Annotated in this window: 16 protein-coding genes and 1 pseudogene; 8 read left to right on the top strand and 9 right to left on the bottom strand. The window is 62.2% G+C overall.

Annotation, left to right across the window (positions count from 1 at the left end; genetic code table 11):
- The first annotated feature begins 7 nt into the window (after positions 1-7).
- The 4 genes from U0S50_RS10575 to U0S50_RS10590 all read left to right on the top strand — a co-directional run bounded on the left by U0S50_RS10575 (position 8) and on the right by U0S50_RS10590 (position 2,052).
- Positions 8-628, top strand: a complete 621-nt coding sequence (locus U0S50_RS10575) for a hypothetical protein (protein WP_322308753.1) — start codon at positions 8-10, stop codon at positions 626-628.
- Positions 629-713: 85 nt separating this feature from the next.
- Positions 714-1,127, top strand: a complete 414-nt coding sequence (locus U0S50_RS10580; RefSeq protein ID WP_322308754.1) for a hypothetical protein — start codon at positions 714-716, stop codon at positions 1,125-1,127.
- An 82-nt stretch (positions 1,128-1,209) separates the two neighbouring features.
- Positions 1,210-1,767, top strand: a complete 558-nt coding sequence (locus tag U0S50_RS10585) for a nuclear transport factor 2 family protein (RefSeq protein ID WP_322308755.1) — start codon at positions 1,210-1,212, stop codon at positions 1,765-1,767.
- 132 nt (positions 1,768-1,899) lie between these two features.
- Positions 1,900-2,052: a hypothetical protein gene (locus U0S50_RS10590; RefSeq protein ID WP_322308756.1), complete on the top strand. Its 153-nt coding sequence runs from the start codon at positions 1,900-1,902 to the stop codon at positions 2,050-2,052.
- A 43-nt stretch (positions 2,053-2,095) separates the two neighbouring features.
- On the opposite strand, the gene U0S50_RS10595 is transcribed toward U0S50_RS10590, so the two are convergent.
- Positions 2,096-2,923, bottom strand: a complete 828-nt coding sequence (locus U0S50_RS10595) for a hypothetical protein (RefSeq protein WP_322308757.1) — start codon at positions 2,921-2,923, stop codon at positions 2,096-2,098.
- 400 nt (positions 2,924-3,323) lie between these two features.
- On the opposite strand from U0S50_RS10595, the gene U0S50_RS10600 reads away from it, so the two are divergent.
- Entirely contained in the window at positions 3,324-3,875 is a 552-nt protein-coding gene (locus tag U0S50_RS10600; RefSeq protein ID WP_322308758.1) for a DsrE family protein, read from the top strand.
- 9 nt (positions 3,876-3,884) lie between these two features.
- Here the strand turns inward: U0S50_RS10600 and U0S50_RS10605 are convergent, their stop codons facing one another.
- The 3 genes from U0S50_RS10605 to mnmA form a co-directional block, all read right to left on the bottom strand.
- Positions 3,885-4,574 carry a DsbA family oxidoreductase gene (locus tag U0S50_RS10605; protein ID WP_322308759.1) on the bottom strand — a complete coding sequence of 230 codons (690 nt, stop codon included), beginning with the start codon at positions 4,572-4,574 and terminating at the stop codon, positions 3,885-3,887.
- Between the two features lie 318 nt (positions 4,575-4,892).
- The gene (locus U0S50_RS10610; protein ID WP_322308760.1) at positions 4,893-5,321 is read right to left on the bottom strand and encodes a hypothetical protein; all 429 of its coding nucleotides are present in this window, start codon (positions 5,319-5,321) and stop codon (positions 4,893-4,895) included.
- A gap of 54 nt (positions 5,322-5,375) precedes the next feature.
- Positions 5,376-6,512 (bottom strand): tRNA 2-thiouridine(34) synthase MnmA, encoded by a 1,137-nt coding sequence (gene mnmA / locus U0S50_RS10615; RefSeq protein WP_416194985.1) that lies wholly within the window; start codon positions 6,510-6,512, stop codon positions 5,376-5,378.
- 530 nt (positions 6,513-7,042) lie between these two features.
- On the opposite strand from mnmA, the gene U0S50_RS10620 reads away from it, so the two are divergent.
- Positions 7,043-7,342: a DUF1153 domain-containing protein gene (locus tag U0S50_RS10620; RefSeq protein WP_322308761.1), complete on the top strand. Its 300-nt coding sequence runs from the start codon at positions 7,043-7,045 to the stop codon at positions 7,340-7,342.
- A gap of 185 nt (positions 7,343-7,527) precedes the next feature.
- Positions 7,528-7,803 (top strand): hypothetical protein, encoded by a 276-nt coding sequence (locus tag U0S50_RS10625; protein ID WP_322308762.1) that lies wholly within the window; start codon positions 7,528-7,530, stop codon positions 7,801-7,803.
- Positions 7,804-8,144: 341 nt separating this feature from the next.
- On the opposite strand, the gene U0S50_RS10630 is transcribed toward U0S50_RS10625, so the two are convergent.
- Both U0S50_RS10630 and U0S50_RS10635 read right to left on the bottom strand, forming a co-directional pair.
- Positions 8,145-8,786 carry a GNAT family N-acetyltransferase gene (locus U0S50_RS10630; RefSeq protein ID WP_322308763.1) on the bottom strand — a complete coding sequence of 214 codons (642 nt, stop codon included), beginning with the start codon at positions 8,784-8,786 and terminating at the stop codon, positions 8,145-8,147.
- A 205-nt stretch (positions 8,787-8,991) separates the two neighbouring features.
- Positions 8,992-10,701: an ABC transporter ATP-binding protein gene (locus U0S50_RS10635; RefSeq protein ID WP_322308764.1), complete on the bottom strand. Its 1,710-nt coding sequence runs from the start codon at positions 10,699-10,701 to the stop codon at positions 8,992-8,994.
- A gap of 418 nt (positions 10,702-11,119) precedes the next feature.
- On the opposite strand from U0S50_RS10635, the gene U0S50_RS10640 reads away from it, so the two are divergent.
- Positions 11,120-12,400 carry an amidohydrolase family protein gene (locus U0S50_RS10640; protein ID WP_322308765.1) on the top strand — a complete coding sequence of 427 codons (1,281 nt, stop codon included), beginning with the start codon at positions 11,120-11,122 and terminating at the stop codon, positions 12,398-12,400.
- A gap of 27 nt (positions 12,401-12,427) precedes the next feature.
- Here the strand turns inward: U0S50_RS10640 and lepA are convergent, their stop codons facing one another.
- From lepA to lysA, 3 genes and pseudogenes are all read right to left on the bottom strand, one after another.
- The gene (lepA, locus tag U0S50_RS10645; protein WP_322308766.1) at positions 12,428-14,251 is read right to left on the bottom strand and encodes a translation elongation factor 4; all 1,824 of its coding nucleotides are present in this window, start codon (positions 14,249-14,251) and stop codon (positions 12,428-12,430) included.
- A 535-nt stretch (positions 14,252-14,786) separates the two neighbouring features.
- Positions 14,787-15,545 (bottom strand): annotated as a pseudogene (locus tag U0S50_RS10650) (NAD(P)-dependent oxidoreductase); the annotation flags it as partial.
- A 124-nt stretch (positions 15,546-15,669) separates the two neighbouring features.
- Positions 15,670-16,929, bottom strand: a complete 1,260-nt coding sequence (gene lysA / locus U0S50_RS10655; RefSeq protein ID WP_322308767.1) for a diaminopimelate decarboxylase — start codon at positions 16,927-16,929, stop codon at positions 15,670-15,672.
- Positions 16,930-16,932 lie beyond the last annotated feature (3 nt).

The raw sequence follows: 16,932 nt of genomic DNA on the forward strand, positions 1-16,932 counted from the left end.
CACCATCATGCGATTGCCGACCTACATCTATGGTCTGATCTACCCTGCCTTTCTGGGCAGTTTCCTGTTCGGTGCACTTGCAGCACCGTTTCCTGACAATATGCATGTTTGGGCCGCGCTGCTGATGATCCTGTATTTTTCGGCGCAATATGGCGAGGGTGCGGTGATCGCCAACAATCCCGATCTAGGCATCGCCGCCCAATATGGGCGGTCGGAGGCCGCAATCGACCTGGGCGAAATCCTGGCCATGGTCGCCATCATGGCGGCAATCGGTATCTTCGGCGATGCCCCTTCGGGCCTGGTCGGACGGTTATTCGATCCGGCCAGCCGCTTCGATCACTGGGGCTGGATGGCGCTGGCCTTTGCCTTGCCTCCCCTCGGCCGCGTTCTGCTGTCCTTTTGGGGACGCCATCCCGATCGCCGCAGCCATGATGTCAAGGCTCATGGTCGCCTGACGGCGCTTTCGCTGTCCGCTGCCGTCGGCTCCTTGCTTGGGTATATTGCGCCCGCGCTCGGCCTTGGCGTAATCTCGGCTTCACTCATGACCTATCTTGTCTTGCTGCTCGGTCGACCCGACATCGGGGAAGCACCGGTCCACGAAACACTCTCCCGTCATCGCCGCACCTGAAGCTACCGCCAGAACGGCTCCTTCTGATATTGAGCCATCACCTCCCTCCGATCATTCTGTCCGCCCGAAAATGGGGAGGAAAAGAATGGGTATTCTCGATAAGCTGGAACTCGACACGCTGTTGCTCGCTGCTATTCTCGTAACGCTGATTGCCCAGATTCTATTGGGACAGCGCGGACGCGAGACGCAATTGCTGCGCCGTCATAATGACCGGCTCATCCAGTCATTGTCATCACCCGCGTTCGATCACGAGCTCACCCGCGCGACCCTGATCGAGGCCAGCGTCATGGCCGAAATTGACACCAAATTGCACGAATTGCAGGAAATGAATTTCGAGCAATTCTCGATCAAACTTGCCGAAGTGGGCCATCCGGAGGTGAGCGACAGCAAGCGACAGAGAATCTGGGACATGATCCGCAACGGACCGATGGCCGCTCTCGGCGGAAAATTGTTCGACAAGCTGTTGGGGCTTTTCAACAAGACGATGGGATTTGGCTGACCGAAACACGCCAAAAGCGCCCCACCCTTGCCAGGACTCCCCTTCTGTATTACATAAATAACACAGCAGGGGAGTTCTGGCCGTGACCGCTACCGCGTTTCTTGCCGCCGCCATGGCTGCCGCGCCCATCGCGTCCCTTCCGATGCCGCAAGGCGCCGATTTGCGCAGCGACATTGCCGCTGCCGACGCGCAGCTTTTCTGGGCAGCGTTCGAAGGCTGTGACCCGGCGGCCCTGCCCGACCTGCTTGCTCCGGATTTCCGTATGATTCACGACAAGGGCGGCCTCGCGGTACCAAGCCGCGATGCGATGCTGAACTCGGTGCGCCATTCCTGCACCGACCGCGAAGCGGGCGGCAAGCACGCAGGATATCGCAACCGCCGCCTGCTCGTGCCAGGTTCCCGTACGATCCGTGAGATGGGCGAGTGGGGCGCGCTGGAAGAGGCTGCGCATATCTTTTTCGAATGGCGAGGTGCCAAGGAAGGGTGGCAAATGGTCGGCGGCGCCCGCTATATGCATCTGTGGCAATGGATGCCCGCGGAAGGGCGTTTTCGCCTGAGCCAAAGCTACAGCTATGACCATGATGCGGCTCTGCCCTATCCCCCATCCGATCCGGTCAAACAGGATGCTCCCCTAAAGTAGGGCAATCGGTTCTGCCCGGTTGCGGCATCGCTTATCACAGCACGACACAAGCCCGGCAGTGCAGCAAGTCGGGCATAGCGCCAGCGCGACTCGCCTCTCCATGCTATGCTGGTCAGCGAAAGGAGACATATCATGCAGGCAGTTACCGAAAGCGACCGCCGCAAGGAGGTGCGCCTCCTCCTCGACCGGATACAGGCGCACCCCGAACGCGACTGGAGCGCGGCCCGCCGCCGTATTGCAACGCTGAACAAACTCATCGGTCCATCCGGACGCAAACCGCATTAGGGGTGTGACACGCTGCGGGTCACACCCCTGAACGCCAAGGAGTTCAGCGACAGCGCGGGTGCGTACCGATATCGCGAATATCCTCTACTCGGCCATCGGCGACCGTCATCTGCAGGCATTGGTGGCTCTGTCTGCGATTCCATATCGTATAAGCGGCGGTGCCCGACTTGAAACCGTCAACATTCGTAAAGCCACGACTGCGCAAGCTACCGTCAGCACTGGACGCCCGCGCGCCATTCAGATCGCGATATTCACCAATCGCCTGATATCCGCCCCGGCCATAATGATGATTCAGATTGGCTCCGCGCTCCTGCACGCCAGCCTGATATCCGTTCGAATAGGCGTCGGAGCGATCATAGTTGTGATAGGCAGCGTTATAGAGGCCATCACGATATCCCCGATCGAATTGAGCGGTCTGGTTCGCGTCATATTCCTTGTCGTCGCGATGGTGTTTCTTGCTCGCGAGCAGCGCCCCCAGCACCGCTATTCCAGCCACAGCGGCAACCGCGGTCCCAGTATTGCTTCCATCCTTCTGATTGCAATCAGATTTGGAAGCATCCTCTATAGATTGATATTTCCCATCCCAGGTTACGACATGGACGCATTTCTTGCCGTCGCCATTCCACCAATAGCTATGCTTGCGATCGGAATCGGCATGCGTTTCGATATGCGTATAACCGCGCATTTCGAGCTGGGTTTCCCCGCTTGATCCACGCACGCCAACCAAATCCTGCAAACCAGCAGTCTGTTTCGCTGCCACCGGCGTTATCAGCATCGCCGCAGACGCCAGCGCCCCGGCCACCATCCTCTTGTGATGCGCCATCATCATTCCCCTGCCAAAGTCGGTAACAACGGCCTGCACCCATCCCACCAGGCCACGCCGTTGCGACTCATGGTCCCCAGATCTTTCTATCACAAATGGCCGTCCTATGGGCTTCGATGAGCTTGCCGCCGATCAGCCGAAAGGTTCCTTGCCGGGGACGGCAATATGGCGCGTCATTTTGACGCGGATCAAAGCGCGAGCGCTCCACTTGGGGCATCGGCGATATATTGCTTCAGGAAAGGATGTATCGCCATGGCGCACCCACTGACCCAGACCCCGGTTCTGATCTTTCTGCTGATGATGGCTGGTTTCATGCTCACCCTTGGGCCCGTCGCAGCCATCGACCTTATACGCTCACGCAAGGAATAGTCAGCGCCCCCAATTGCCGCTGGCACCAAGGTGGGACGGGAGCTAGGTTTTTCCTTTCTTGCTGAAAGGAATTCCGCCGATGTTCCGTTTACCTGTGGTTCTGGCCGCGATGAGCCTTGCCGTCAGCAGTCCCGCGCTCGCAGCCGAGCCCCCGTCCGCGTTTCACGCAGGAACGGTCATTACCGATTTCGGGAAGGTGGCAACCATTGCGGACCGCGACGTGGACGTGCCCACCGGAACGGTGTTGCGGGTCGCGTTCGATGCTGTGACGGGCAAAGAGGCAACGCTGAACCGCACCCTGGAATCGGCCGCGCGCTTCCTCAACATGCATGCCGAAGCTGGCGTTCCGGTGGAGCACCAGCACCTGGCCATCGTGGTTCACGGGGCGGCGGTATTTGATGTCACCACTGTCTCAGCCTATGCCCGCAAATATCCGGGCGCCGAAAACCCCAATGCGCCTTTGATCGCGGCATTACATGCAAAAGGTGCGCGCATCATCGTCTGCGGGCAGAGCGCTGTCGCGCAAGGCGTGGAAAAGGCGGAGCTGTTGCCCGGCGTGGAACTCGCCTTGTCGGCGATGACCGCGCATGCGCTGTTGCAGCAGCAAGGTTATTCGCTGAATCCCTTTTGACGCCGGCAATCAAGCCGCGTCAGCCAGAACCTTGCGTTCGATAACCCGGATGAAAGCGTCCGGTTCCTGCGCCCCGGGCACCAACATGCGGCCGCCCAGAATGAAAGCCGGAACGCCGGTAACATTCTGATCGGCCCAATAGGCTTCCTCGGTGCGTACGATTTCGCCGAACTCTTCGCCTTCCAGGATCGTGGCGGCGCGCGCCTTGTCGAGCCCGACCGATCCTGCCAGATCGACCAGCACTTGCGGATCACCGACATCGCGATTCTCGGTAAAGTGAGCGCGAAAAAGCGCCAGTTTCAGCGCAGTCTGCACACCGGTTGCCGCAGCCTGTTCGGGATCTTCCAAAGCGCCCGCCCAACTCAACAAACGGTGCGCATCGAAGCTGTTGCGCATGCGAAAGCCGGGACCGCGATTAAAGGCAAAACCGAGATCGGCCGCCACCATTGCCATCCGCTCGCTATTCGTCCGACTTTGTTCGGCGCTTATGCCATATTTGCGCATCACATGCTCGCGGGCATCCTCCCCCTCCGGCGGCATCGCCGGGTTGAGTTCAAATGGATGCCACTGCACACGAAAATCCAGCCGGCCCGCGAAATGGGCCATCACCTTTTCGAACTTCAACCACCCGATGATGCACCACGGGCACATCACATCGGACACGATGTCGACCGACAGGCGAGGAAGCGGAGAGGTCATGGCGGAGCTCCTGCAAACACGGCGAGCAGGGCCGCGCCTGCCAACCCTATGGCAAGCGGCTCTTCAGCACCAGCCCGCCGGGGTGCACTATCCGCGCGGAGCCGTTCTGCGGTCCTGACCGGATCGCCGGTCGACGCCCGATCGCCGCTCTGGGCCGTTATAGTTGGGATCCTGCGCCTTGCGGCGGTCTTCTCGGCGGCGCCCCAACGCCGCAAACTGGTCCTTGGTCGGTTCCATCCGGCCCCTCCATACCCCGTCCTTTGTGACGGAAGGCCAAGCTTTTCGCACAGAAAGCCGGAAAAACCATTAACGGCTCGCTCAGGAGCCGCCGTCTGCCGCCGCCGGGGTCAACGCGGCATCAGATTTCGGACGCGATAAAACGCGCCAACTGCCCACCATCAGCATCACGGTCAACGCTTCGACGATCATCGCCTGGACAATCGCTTCGTTCACAATATCGCCGCTCATCGCGCCGACCAACCGACCGATCAGAGCGGTGCCGTAAAGCGCAGCGGGGACCAGCATTGCCCGCGTCCATCCCGCAACCAGTGCGCCCAACGCCGCGGCACCCGCCGCCACCAGGAAAAAGGCCGACAGGTCAGCGCGCACCGTATTGGCTGCGATCCCTTCCACCCCGATACCGAACATTTCGGTGAAACTGGCGGGATCCATCACCCCGCGCACGCCCACGATCATGAAAAAGACGGCCCATAAAAGCACCGCGCCCCGCAAAACCCAGTTGATCATCGATCCTCTCCCTGTTTGCCGCGAACGCTGCGGCAAAAGACAGGAAAGTTCAATCTATTCCGGACAGTCGGCCGCAAAGCTCTCCTCGATCCATCCCCCACCGAGTACGCGGCTTTCGTCCTTGGCATCATAAAGCACGGCCGCCTGGCCCGGCGCGACGCCATATTCGGGCACGGCAAAAAGCAGCCGGTTGCCCTCGACACGCGCCGGAACGGGTTTGGCCATGCTGCGCACCTTGGCGAGTATGGTGCGCCCTTCGACGTCAGCCAGCCAATTCGCCTCGCCAAGGCGCGCTCCCGATACAGCAAGCGCGCGGCGCGGTCCGACAATCACCGCCTTCTTCTCCGCATCGAGGCGGACGACATATAGCGGTTCGGCCTGGCCGCCGATCTCGATCCCGCGCCGCTGCCCTACCGTGTAATGAATTAGCCCCTTGTGGGAGCCAAGGACGGTACCGTCGATATGGACGATTTCCCCCTGATCCTCGGCTTCCGGGCGCAGTTTGCGGACGAGAGAGGCATAGTCGCCATCGGGGACGAAACAGATATCCTGGCTGTCCGGCTTGCCGGCAACGCCAAGCCCGAGCTCACTGGCGATTTCACGCACCACCCGTTTTTCCAAGCCGCCAAGGGGAAAGCGCAGAAAATTGAGCTGTTCCTGTGTCGTCGCAAAGAGGAAATAACTCTGGTCGCGCGCGGGATCGACGGCGCGATGCAATTCCGCCCCCGCAGGCCCCATCACGCGGCGGACATAATGGCCCGTCGCCAGGCAATCGGCACCCAGATCCTTGGCGAGACGGAACAGGTCGGTGAACTTCACACCCATGTTACAACGAACGCAGGGGATGGGGGTGCGCCCCGCCAGATATTCATCGGCGAACTGGTCGATCACCGTATCGCGAAAACGGCTCTCATGATCATAGACATGGTGCGCGAAGCCCAGCCGATCTGCGACCGCACGCGCATCGCGTATGTCCTGCCCGGCACAGCAGGCCCCGACCCGTTTTGCCTTCGCCCCATTGTCATAAAGCTGGAGCGTGACGCCGATGACTTCGGCCCCCGATCGCGCGGCCAGAGCGGCGACCACGCTGGAGTCGACGCCGCCGGACATCGCGACGACGATTCGCCGGTCCTTGAGCGGCATCGCGAGCTGAAAGTCGGCCTGGGCCAGCTCGTCGGGAGAAGAAGCCATCATATCCATGATCGCCGCCATCTAGGGGCAGATCGACGAAAATGCCAGCTTTTCGGCGTTCCCTGTCAATTTATTGACGCAGATTAAGCTTCGCTAACAAGCCATGAAATGGGCATTTACGGGACCTTAGGCGGTTCAGGCTAGACCAGCGGCATGAACCTTGTCCCATCCGATCTTCCGAGTCCCGACGGCGCCCTGCGTCTGCCGCGCCCCGGATTCGATATCGTTCTGGCGGTATCAACGGCGCGCCAGGCGGCATCGCCGACCGTCCGGATGCTGCGGGACCAGATGAATCGCGATAGCCACCGGGCGAGGCTTAACGCCCTGCGGGCCATGATGGCTGGCATTGCAGTCGATCAGGCCCCGCACCCCGTTCGCTTCTTCGACTTGTCCGACGATGCGAACGCCCTGCCCGAAACTATGAACAGCCTGTTTACCAGAGGGTTTCAGTCGATGTTGAACCCCTTGCATATAGACCGGTCTTCGCCGGGTCGCCCGGCATCCCCCGACGTTGATATTATGGAATGAGCATGATCGAGAACCAGAAAATCCGGCCCGCTCAGGTCATCGGCCCGCTCGGCGAACCGCTGACCCTGGACACGCTGCCACCGCCCAACACGACCCGTTGGGTCGTGCGCCGCAAGGCGGAAGTCGTCGCGGCGGTCAACGGCGGTCTTCTGACCGTCGACGAAGCGTGCGAACGCTATGGGCTGACGCTCGAAGAGTTTGCTGGCTGGCAACGATCGATCGATCGGAGCGGCATGCCTGGGCTGCGCGTGACACGTATCCAGCATTATCGCGACCTTTACGAGCGCCAGCAGCGCTTCTGACCGCACGGACGGCAGACAAGATGACGCAAAGAGGGCGCTTCTGGCGCCCTCTTTTTTGCGTGAACGCCAATAACTGTTCACCGAAACTGCAGAAATACCGTCGCTTTTCTGCCGTTTGTCAAATTTGTTGCAACCGTTGGCGTTCACCCTGCGTTGGGCATGCTGTAACAAGGGAGACTGTTATAATGCGCAAGATGTTTATCACCCTCGCAGCCACCTCGGCCCTCGCTCTTGGTGCGTGCCAGAGCCCTGAAGCCGACAAAGTCGAGGATCAGGCCGAAGCCCAGGCAGAAGCCATTGACACCCAGGCCGACGCAATGCCCGAAGGCCCCGCCAAGGAAGCCATGGAAGACAAGGCCGACAAGGTTGAGGAAATGGGCGAGGAAAAGGCGAATGCCATGGACGACAATGGCGAAATCGCTCCGTCGGAAACCGGCATCGGCGACACCCAGAAGAAATAAGTCATTCGCCCTCGGGCGGAGCATCGAAGGCGCCGGAGCATCGCTCTGGCGCCTTTTTTTTTCCTCCGAAGGATATTTGTGCGCCGGAGTGATCCACGTCACCGGCGCGTCACGATCCCGCGGCTAATGAGAACTCGAGAGCGCAACGCCCACTCCACCGGGCGCCACGACCTCACCCTCCCGCCGGCAGAAGCGACCCCTGACGGCGGGAGGGCCTAGCGCTTCGGACAATGGTATCCGATTGCTGATCACCCATGGATCACGCCAATCTGTCCCAGAATGTTCCGGCGCACGAACCGACCATCCGAGAAGGCGAAAATATATCGCCGATAGCGTGAGGGTCAGGCCGCGCCCAGTTGTCGCAGGACGTCCCGCACCCCCGGCGCGCCATCATCCTTACGAAGCGCCTCGAGTCCCGCCGCCACGTCGAGCCGATAATCCGCAACCCCGTGCGACTCCTCCTCGCGGCGTCCACCCATGGCGCGTATCAGGCCGGCCGCCGCATGATTTTCCGACAATATGTGCACGTCAAGTTCGGTGATCCCTTCGGCCAGGCAATCGACGAGCAGTGCCGCGGTCAGCATCCGGGCCAATCCCTGCCCATGATAGGCATCGATCACCGCAACCGAATATTCACCGACCCGCCCGTCAGGAAGGCGGCCTTCGCTGTCACTTTTTCGTTTGTGCCGCACGGCTCGAACCGCTCCGATCGCGGGTTGGCCTTCGCATTCGCTGCAAAGCGCACCCCAGGCGATATGATCATGACCGTCGACATCGGCCAGCCGCTCGATCACCGCGTCGGGAATGACGGGGGCGGGCGAAAAGAAGCGCAAATAGCGCGATTCATCGGACAGTTTGGCAATCGCCTCGCGCAGCAAATCTTCATCTTCGGGCCGGATCGTTCGCAGCAACACCGCCGTCCCATCGTTCAACCGGCTGTGAATCGCCATATCGTCGATGGACCGTGAGGAGGAATTTGCCATCGCCATCCCCGTATCTGCGAAACCAGCGGACAGACTATCGCGCGCGCAGGGCGGTGACAATCGCGACTGACGCGGCAGCGGCGATCGCCTGCCCGTGCCTTCATTCTCTCTTGTTCGCATAACACCGGCCTATACGCCGGACCGGCGCACAGGTTGCAGCCGCCACGCCGCCAAAGGACGAAGCGACCGCAACCGGCGCCGCATGTTATGCGCCGAGCGGCGTCGGCAGCCCCTCCTCTTCCAGCATATTGCCGGACTGGCGATCGAACAGGCGCCGATATCGTCCACCCTCGATGGCAAGAAGATGGGCGTGATCGCCATCCTCGGCAATACGTCCTTCGTGGAATACCAATATGCGGTCGAGCGTCCGGACCGTCGAAAGACGATGGGCGATGATGATCGCGGTCCGCCCCTTCATCAGTCGTTCCATCGCCTGCTGGATCAAGGCTTCGCTTTCCGAATCGAGGCTCGACGTCGCTTCATCGAGGATCAGGATCGGCGCATCTGCCAGAAAGGCGCGCGCGAGCGCGACGCGCTGGCGCTCGCCGCCCGATAGCTTGACCCCGCGTTCCCCGACCGGCGTGGCATATCCACGCGGCAGTTTCGCGATGAAGTCATGCGCGTTGGCGAGACGTGCGGCGGCCTCCACCTCGGCGCGGCAGGCGTCGGGGCGAGCATAGGCGATGTTGTCGGCCAGACTGCGATGAAACAGGATCGGTTCCTGCTGAACGATCGCGATTTGCTGGCGCAGCGATTGCTGCGTTGCGTCAGCCACATTCTGACCATCGATCATTACGCGACCGTCGCTGACATCATACAGGCGCTGGACCAGCTTGACGAAGCTGGTCTTTCCCGACCCCGAATGGCCAACCAGTCCGACCCTTTCGCCACCCCGGATGTGGACGTCGAGATGTTCGTAAAGCGGCTTGTCATGCCCGGCATAGCAAAAGGTCACGTCATCGAAACGCACCTCGCCAGTCGTTATGCGGATCGGCGATGCGCCGGCACGATCCTCTATCCCGAGTGATTGGCCGTGCAGGTCAACCAACTCCTCCATCTCGTTCACCGAACGCTGGAGATTGTGAACGTGAAAGCCGATGTCGACGAGATAGCCATGCACGACAAAATAGCTGGCAAGAACATAGGTCACATCGCCGGGCGTCGCATCGCCACGCCACCAAAGCCACACGGCAACACCGATAATGGCGCTGCGCATGATCCAAAGCACCAGATTCTGAATGGTGCCCGACCTGGTGTATCGCATCCAGGTGCGCCGCGTGCGCCGTGCCCATTTGGCGATCGTCCAGCGGACGTGTTCTTCCTCGCGATCTTCGGCGGCGAAGGCCTTGACGACCGCATTCGAGCCGATGGCATCGGACAACAATCCGCCCAATTTGGTGTCCCAGGCGTTCGACAGGGCCGCAGCCGGCGATGCCCAGCGCGTCGAAAGCAGCAGCAAAACCGAAACATAGAGCGCCGCACCGACGCCCATGACGGCGCCCAGCACCGGCCAATGCCAGCCCAGCAGCAACATTGTTCCGACCAGCACGACCATCGACGGCAGAAGTTGAAGCAGCAGCACATCGTTCAACGTATCGAAGGCCCACATGCCGCGCGTGATCTTGCGGACCGTCGAACCTGCAAAGCTGTTGGCATGCCAGTCGGTCGAGAAACGCTGGACGCGGTGGAAGGTGCGTTGCGTCGCATCGCTCATGATGCGCAAGGTGAAAGGCACGACACCGGACCAGGCGACGTGCCGCAGCACCAGCATCACCAGGCCCAGAACAGCCATGGCGGCAAAGAATGAGAGTGCACTGTCGCGGGCTCCTGCCGACAGGGCGTCGATGAGGCGACCGGCAAACAGCGGCACGAAAATCTCGGCTATCGTCGCGGCGGTAATGAGAAGCGCGATCATCAGCGCCCGGGTGCGCTGTCCGGCCCAATGGCGAAAGGTAAAAGAAAGGACGCGACGGGTCGGACCCGCGCGGTCTGCTTCGGTTGCAAATGTCATAAATTGTCCGGCGCCGAAGCGCCGTCTCCAAAAACGAAATCGATCAAGGAAAATTTGGCGTCAGATCACCAAATCCGAGGAGGTTTCAGAACCTGGGACGAGAACACCTATGGTCCGGAAACCAACCGAAGGGGCGCGGTGCGATCAGCATTGTCATTTCCGCCCTCCAGTCTTCGAGTTCATATTGGAACGGCGAGCACCGTAACAACATCACATGGCAGTAGCAAGTGATTGTTTTCCGGACGTATCATAGGGTTTCCACCATGGTTGCAAGCCAAGCATGGCGCCCCTAGGGGAGGCATCCCTTTCGAGGAGTATCACGATGCGCCGCCTGACCGCCCTATTTCCCCTATTGCTGGCGGCCGCCGCTGTTCCGGCCGCGGCGCTGCATACACCCGAAAGCGCACCGACCGGGCCGAGCATCGCTTTCGAGGGCGGTCGCTGGTTCGACGGGCAGAATTTCGTTCCAGCTCAATGGTATGCCGTCGAAGGTCGGCTGACCTCCACCCGCCCCGAGCGGATCGACGTGCGGATCGATCTGAATGGCCGGTTCCTGCTGCCCCCACTAGCCGACGCGCACAATCACGACATGCAGAACCCCCATTTCGGAGCGATATCGGCGATCAAAAATCTGCGCATGGGCGTGTTTTATTCGCTTCAGATGTGCTCGACACCCGACAGCCGGAACGGTTTCGCCGCGCTGTTCAACCATCCAGGCACGATCGACGTCGTCCATACCGACGCCTGCATATCCTCATCCGACGGGCACCCGCTGGGCATCGCCCTCGCATCCGATCGTGAGATGGGACTGGAACCCGACATCAACGCCGCACGCGCGGGTTACGACCCGATCGACAGCCTTGCCGAACTCGATCGACGCTGGCCGGACATTGCGGCGCGCAAACCCGCGATCATCAAGATCATCCTCGTCAATTCGGAGAACCGGCAACGCGACGCCGCCGACCCGAAAATGTTCGGCTTTCTGGGCCTGCCGGCCGAGCTGGCGCGGCCGATCGTCGAACGCGCCAAGGCCGCAGGCATTCGCGTCGCGGCCCATGCCGACAGCGCGGCCGACTTTGCCGCTGCGGTTGCGGCGGGCGCCGACCTCATTGCCCATCTGCCCGGATATCGCATCGCGCCGGGGATGAAGATCGACGCTTACCGCCTGTCGGATGCCGCAATCGCCGCGGCGCGGCGGCAGGGAACCAAGGTGATCACGACCACCGCGGTCGCCGCCTATGACTTTGGCCCGCGCCCCGAGCACAAGGCGCCGATTCAGGCAATGCAGGCCGAAAACCTGTGGCGTCTGCATTCGGCGGGTGTGCAGTTGGTCATCGGCAGCGACATGGTGATGGGTACGGCCGTCGACGAGATTCTGTATCTCGACGCCCTCAAGCTGATGCCGCGCGCCCAACTGCTGCGCCTTGCCACCGACGACACCCCTGCGACCATCTTTCCCGGGCGTGCCATCGGCACCTTTGCCGAGGGGCATGAAGCGAGCCTGATCGCCTATGACGCCAATCCGATCGACGACCTGACCGCGCTGCGCCGCCCCGCGATCCGGGTCAAGGCAGGGGCGATCCTCGCCGACCCGGCGCCTTAGCCATCGCGCCGGACGCGCGAGGCATCGTCAGGAATCGTCGCCCATCCGCAGCGCGGCGATGAAGGCTTCCTGCGGAATATTGACATTGCCATATTCGCGCATCCGCTTTTTGCCCTCTTTCTGCTTTTCGAGCAGCTTTTTCTTGCGGGTCGCGTCGCCGCCGTAACATTTGGCGGTCACGTCCTTGCGCAGCGCAGCGATCGTTTCGCGCGCGATCACCTTGCCGCCGATCGCCGCCTGGATCGGGATCTTGAACATGTGGCGCGGGATAAGGTCCTTCAGCCGCTCGCACATGCCGCGGCCGCGGCTTTCGGCCGAACCGCGGTGGACGATCATCGACAGCGCATCGACCGGTTCATTGTTGACGAGGATGCTCATCTTCACCAGGTCGCCCGCGCGGTGGCCGATCTGGTGATAGTCGAACGAAGCATAGCCGCGGCTGATGCTTTTCAGCCGGTCATAAAAATCGAACACCACTTCGTTGAGCGGCAGTTCATAGGTGATCTGGGCACGCCCGCCGACATAGGTGAGGTTTTTCTGGATGCCGCGGCGGTCCTGGCACAGTTTCAGGATCGGCCCCAGATAATCGTCGGGGACATAGATCACCGCTTCGATCCACGGTTCCTCAATCTCGTCGATGCGGTTGGGGTCGGGCATGTCGGCGGGGTTGTGGAGCTCGATCTCCTTGGCCGCCTCATTCTTCGTATGCCCAAGCTTCAGCTTGTAAACGACGCTGGGCGCGGTGGTGATGAGGTCGAGGTCATATTCGCGCGTCAGCCGCTCCTGAATGATCTCCAGATGGAGGAGCCCCAGGAAGCCGCAACGGAAGCCGAAGCCGAGCGCGGCCGAACTTTCCATCTCGAAACTGAAGCTCGCGTCATTGAGCCGCAGCTTCTGGATGCTTTCGCGCAGCTTTTCAAAATCATTGGCGTCGGTGGGGAAGAGGCCGCAGAAGACGACCGGCTGAACTTCCTTGAACCCCGCGAGCGGCGCCGTGGCGGGTTTCTTGGCGTCGGTGACGGTGTCGCCGACGCGCGCCTGCGCGACATCCTTGATCTGCGCGGTGATGAAGCCGATTTCGCCCGGGCCGATTTCGGTAAGATCCTGCCGCTTGGGCGTGAAACATCCCACGCGGTCGATCAAATGGGTGGTGCCCGCCTGCATGAATTTGATCTGCTGTCCTTTTTTCAGGACACCATCGATCACGCGAACCAAGATGACGACGCCGAGATAGGGGTCGTACCAGCTGTCGACGAGCATCGCGACGAGCGGCGCGGCAGGATCGCCCTTTGGCGCCGGGATGCGCTGGACGATCGCCTCGAGCGCTTCCTCGATCCCGATCCCCGACTTGGCCGACGCCAGCACCGCATCGTCGGCGGGCAGGCCGATGATATCCTCTATCTCCGCCTTCACCTTGTCGACGTCGGCGGCGGGCAGATCGATCTTGTTGATCACCGGCACGATTTCATGGTCATGCTCGATCGACTGATAGACGTTGGCGAGCGTCTGCGCCTCGACCCCTTGCGCCGCATCGACGACGAGCAGCGCGCCCTCGCACGCCGCCAGGCTGCGCGACACTTCATAGGCGAAATCGACGTGGCCGGGGGTGTCCATCAGGTTGAGCTGATAGGTTTCGCCGTCCTTGGCGGTGTAGGACAGACGCACGGTCTGCGCCTTGATGGTGATCCCGCGCTCTTTCTCGATGTCCATATTATCGAGGACCTGGGCCGACATTTCGCGCTCGGTAAGGCCGCCGGTGAACTGGATCAACCGGTCGGCGAGCGTCGACTTGCCATGGTCGATATGCGCGATGATCGAAAAATTGCGGATGCGGGACAGAGGAGTCGTCATGGCGCGCCGTTAGCAGGGGAAATGCGCGCTGTCAGCAGGGAGTGGCGCCGATCACCGGCAGCGGACGATAAGTTGTCAAACTTGTCACCGCTCCCCACCGAAAAACAAGCACTTGGGTCGATGCGGCGGTGCTGCGGACGCCGATGGCCGCGCACGACGACCATCCAAAGTTCAGGAAGGGTCGGCCCTGTGACGCCATCCTTGACGTTTGAAGCAGTGCCAAGGTCGCGAAGATCGCACGCACGCGCGATGTTTTGCGCAAGCGGCGAGGCAGCGGATTTCGACGAGTCAAAGAGCCAGCGGCGGGAGGCTGGCATGGCGGGATAATGTAGGAAAGGATTTTTCGCGCGGCGGCGCGGCGGGTCAGGCCGCGAGCAATTTTGCGAGCCGCGCGACCTCCTCCGCGAAGGCCCCGCGAAGCCAGGCTCAGGACTCACTGATCAGAGCCAGAAGATGACGGTTGCGGCGAGGGCGATGGCCGAGAAGAAGGCGTTGGGGCACCTGTCGTAGCGCGCGGCGGCGGCGGCGCAGGCGCGAGCCACAGCGACAGGCCGGGCGGCGGATCGGCGGGCGGCGCGGCGGCGATATGGCGCACCGCATCGGCGCGGGCGCGGTTCAGGATCGCAGCCGGCACTTCGGGTGGATGAAAGATATGGTCGGCCTCCCCCAACAGCCGCGCGGCGCGCAGCGTCAGATCGTCGGGGTCGGCGCTGGCAAGCGCGATCCCCTCCAGCCGCGACGGCGCGACATCGGCGGCGTCCGCCAGCCACAGGCCGAGCCGTTCCACCGCCCCCCCGTCGAGCGGGTCGAGCGCGCCGCCGGGGGCGAGCGCGGCGTCGATCGCGCGGCGGCGGTCGGCGGCGGCGGGCCAGCGCGCCTTCATCGCCGCGCGCGCGGCATGGAGCGCCAGGGCCAGCGCACCGAGCCGCGACGGCAACAGAGCCTCTATCCGCTGGCGCACCGCCTTTGCCAGCCCTGCCGAGGCGCCACCGGTGCCGATGGCGATGGTGACGGGCGCGCGATCGACGATTGCCGGGGTCGTGAAATCGCACAGATCGGGGCGATCGACGACGTTGACGAGCAGCCCGCGCGCGCGCAGCGCTTCGGCGGCGGCGCGCGCAGCGGCCCCATCTTCAAGCGCGACGAAGGCGAGGCTTGCCCCCGCCTCCCACGCCGGGACGGTACGCCCGCCCGCGCGTTCGATCAGCCGCGCCTTCGCGTCGGCCGCTTCCCCCTCTCCCACCAGCACGACCGTGCGGCCCGCCAGATTCAGAAAGATGGGAAGCTGTTGCATGGCGCCTGTTTATCGCAAGCTGGCGATCGGAGAAATCATGATTGCGAACGAAGCGAAGCGATCAGGCGTGGTTGACCCACATCTCCGGATTGCTGCGCTTCGTTCGTTGCCAGGACGGGACCGATCAATCGAGCCATTCCGGGACGCGCTCTGCGGCCATGATGGTGCTCGCGGAGATGCGGTCGGCCACGATCGTGTAACGATCGCCATCGACCAGCACCTCCGGCACCAAGGCGCGGCTGTTGTAGGTCGAGGCCATCGTCGCGCCATAGGCGCCAGCGGTGCGGAACACCGCAAGGTCGCCCGCTTCGACCATGTCGATGTCGCGGTCGCGCGCGAACGTGTCGCCGGTTTCGCACACCGGACCGACAATCGCGGCGGTCATGCGTTCGCCCGTCGGCTTGACCGCGACAAAATCATGATAGGCGTCATAGAGCGCCGGACGCGCGAGATCGTTCATCGCAGCATCGACGATCACGAAGGGGTTGGTCGCACCGGGCTTGACCCACAGAACCTCGGTGAGCAGCAGGCCGGTATTGCCCGCAATGGCGCGGCCGGGTTCGAACATCAGCGTGACGTCCCAATCCTTTGTCACGCGCGCGACCATCGCACCATATTCGGCGGGCGTCGGGGGATTGTCCGCCGCGCTGTAGGGAACGCCCAGTCCGCCACCCAGATCGACATGGGTGATGCTGTGCCCGGCAGCGCGCAGGTCGGCGACGAGCTTTCCGACACGTTCGAACGCCGCCTCGAGCGGCTCAAGACTGGTGAGCTGGCTGCCGATATGGAGCGCCACCCCGCGCATCTGGAGGCCCGGGAGCGCGGCCAGTCGGCCGAAAATCTCGGGCGCGACGTCGATGCCGACGCCGAACTTGTTTTCCGCCTTGCCGGTCGAAATCTTCGCATGAGTGCCCGCATCGACGTCGGGATTGACGCGCAGCACGGCGCGCGCGGTCATTTCCTTTGCCAGCGCGATTTCCGCGAGCGCCACGCCTTCGGGTTCATGTTCGATATTGAACTGTCCGATACCGCGGTCGAGCCCGAGAACGAGTTCGGCGCGCGTCTTGCCGACGCCGGAAAAAACGATGTCCTCGGCCGCCATGCCGGCCGCCAGCGCGCGTTCCAGCTCTCCGCCCGAAACGACGTCGGCGCCATAACCCATGCGCGCGAGCACCCGCAGGACGCCGAGATTGGGGTTGCACTTGATCGCAAAGGCGATGTGCTTCCTCGGTATGTCCTTCAGCCCGTCGCGGAACACCTCCGCATGACGTTCGAGCGTGGCGCGCGAATAGACATAGACGGGGGTGCCGACTTCTTCGGCGATACGCGAGAGCGGAATGTTTTCGGCGTGGAGAATGCCGTCGCGATACTCAAAATGATCCATTGA

The organism is Sphingopyxis sp., assembly GCF_034380315.1.
In the GTDB taxonomy this organism is placed as follows: domain Bacteria; phylum Pseudomonadota; class Alphaproteobacteria; order Sphingomonadales; family Sphingomonadaceae; genus Sphingopyxis.

Bases quoted from the DNA above. Each gene is read 5' to 3' on its own strand.
- lysA (WP_322308767.1), bottom strand. From the start codon at position 16,929: ATGGATCATTTTGAGTATCGCGACGGCATTCTCCACGCCGAAAACATT.
- U0S50_RS10605 (WP_322308759.1), bottom strand. From the start codon at position 4,574: ATGACCTCTCCGCTTCCTCGCCTGTCGGTCGACATCGTGTCCGATGTG.
- U0S50_RS10580 (WP_322308754.1), top strand. From the start codon at position 714: ATGGGTATTCTCGATAAGCTGGAACTCGACACGCTGTTGCTCGCTGCT.
- U0S50_RS10630 (WP_322308763.1), bottom strand. From the start codon at position 8,786: ATGGCAAATTCCTCCTCACGGTCCATCGACGATATGGCGATTCACAGC.
- U0S50_RS10635 (WP_322308764.1), bottom strand. From the start codon at position 10,701: ATGATCGCGCTTCTCATTACCGCCGCGACGATAGCCGAGATTTTCGTG.
- U0S50_RS10640 (WP_322308765.1), top strand. From the start codon at position 11,120: ATGCGCCGCCTGACCGCCCTATTTCCCCTATTGCTGGCGGCCGCCGCT.
- mnmA (WP_416194985.1), bottom strand. From the start codon at position 6,512: ATGGCTTCTTCTCCCGACGAGCTGGCCCAGGCCGACTTTCAGCTCGCG.
- lepA (WP_322308766.1), bottom strand. From the start codon at position 14,251: ATGACGACTCCTCTGTCCCGCATCCGCAATTTTTCGATCATCGCGCAT.
- U0S50_RS10610 (WP_322308760.1), bottom strand. From the start codon at position 5,321: ATGATCAACTGGGTTTTGCGGGGCGCGGTGCTTTTATGGGCCGTCTTT.
- U0S50_RS10600 (WP_322308758.1), top strand. From the start codon at position 3,324: ATGTTCCGTTTACCTGTGGTTCTGGCCGCGATGAGCCTTGCCGTCAGC.
- U0S50_RS10625 (WP_322308762.1), top strand. From the start codon at position 7,528: ATGCGCAAGATGTTTATCACCCTCGCAGCCACCTCGGCCCTCGCTCTT.
- U0S50_RS10590 (WP_322308756.1), top strand. From the start codon at position 1,900: ATGCAGGCAGTTACCGAAAGCGACCGCCGCAAGGAGGTGCGCCTCCTC.
- U0S50_RS10620 (WP_322308761.1), top strand. From the start codon at position 7,043: ATGATCGAGAACCAGAAAATCCGGCCCGCTCAGGTCATCGGCCCGCTC.
- U0S50_RS10575 (WP_322308753.1), top strand. From the start codon at position 8: ATGCGATTGCCGACCTACATCTATGGTCTGATCTACCCTGCCTTTCTG.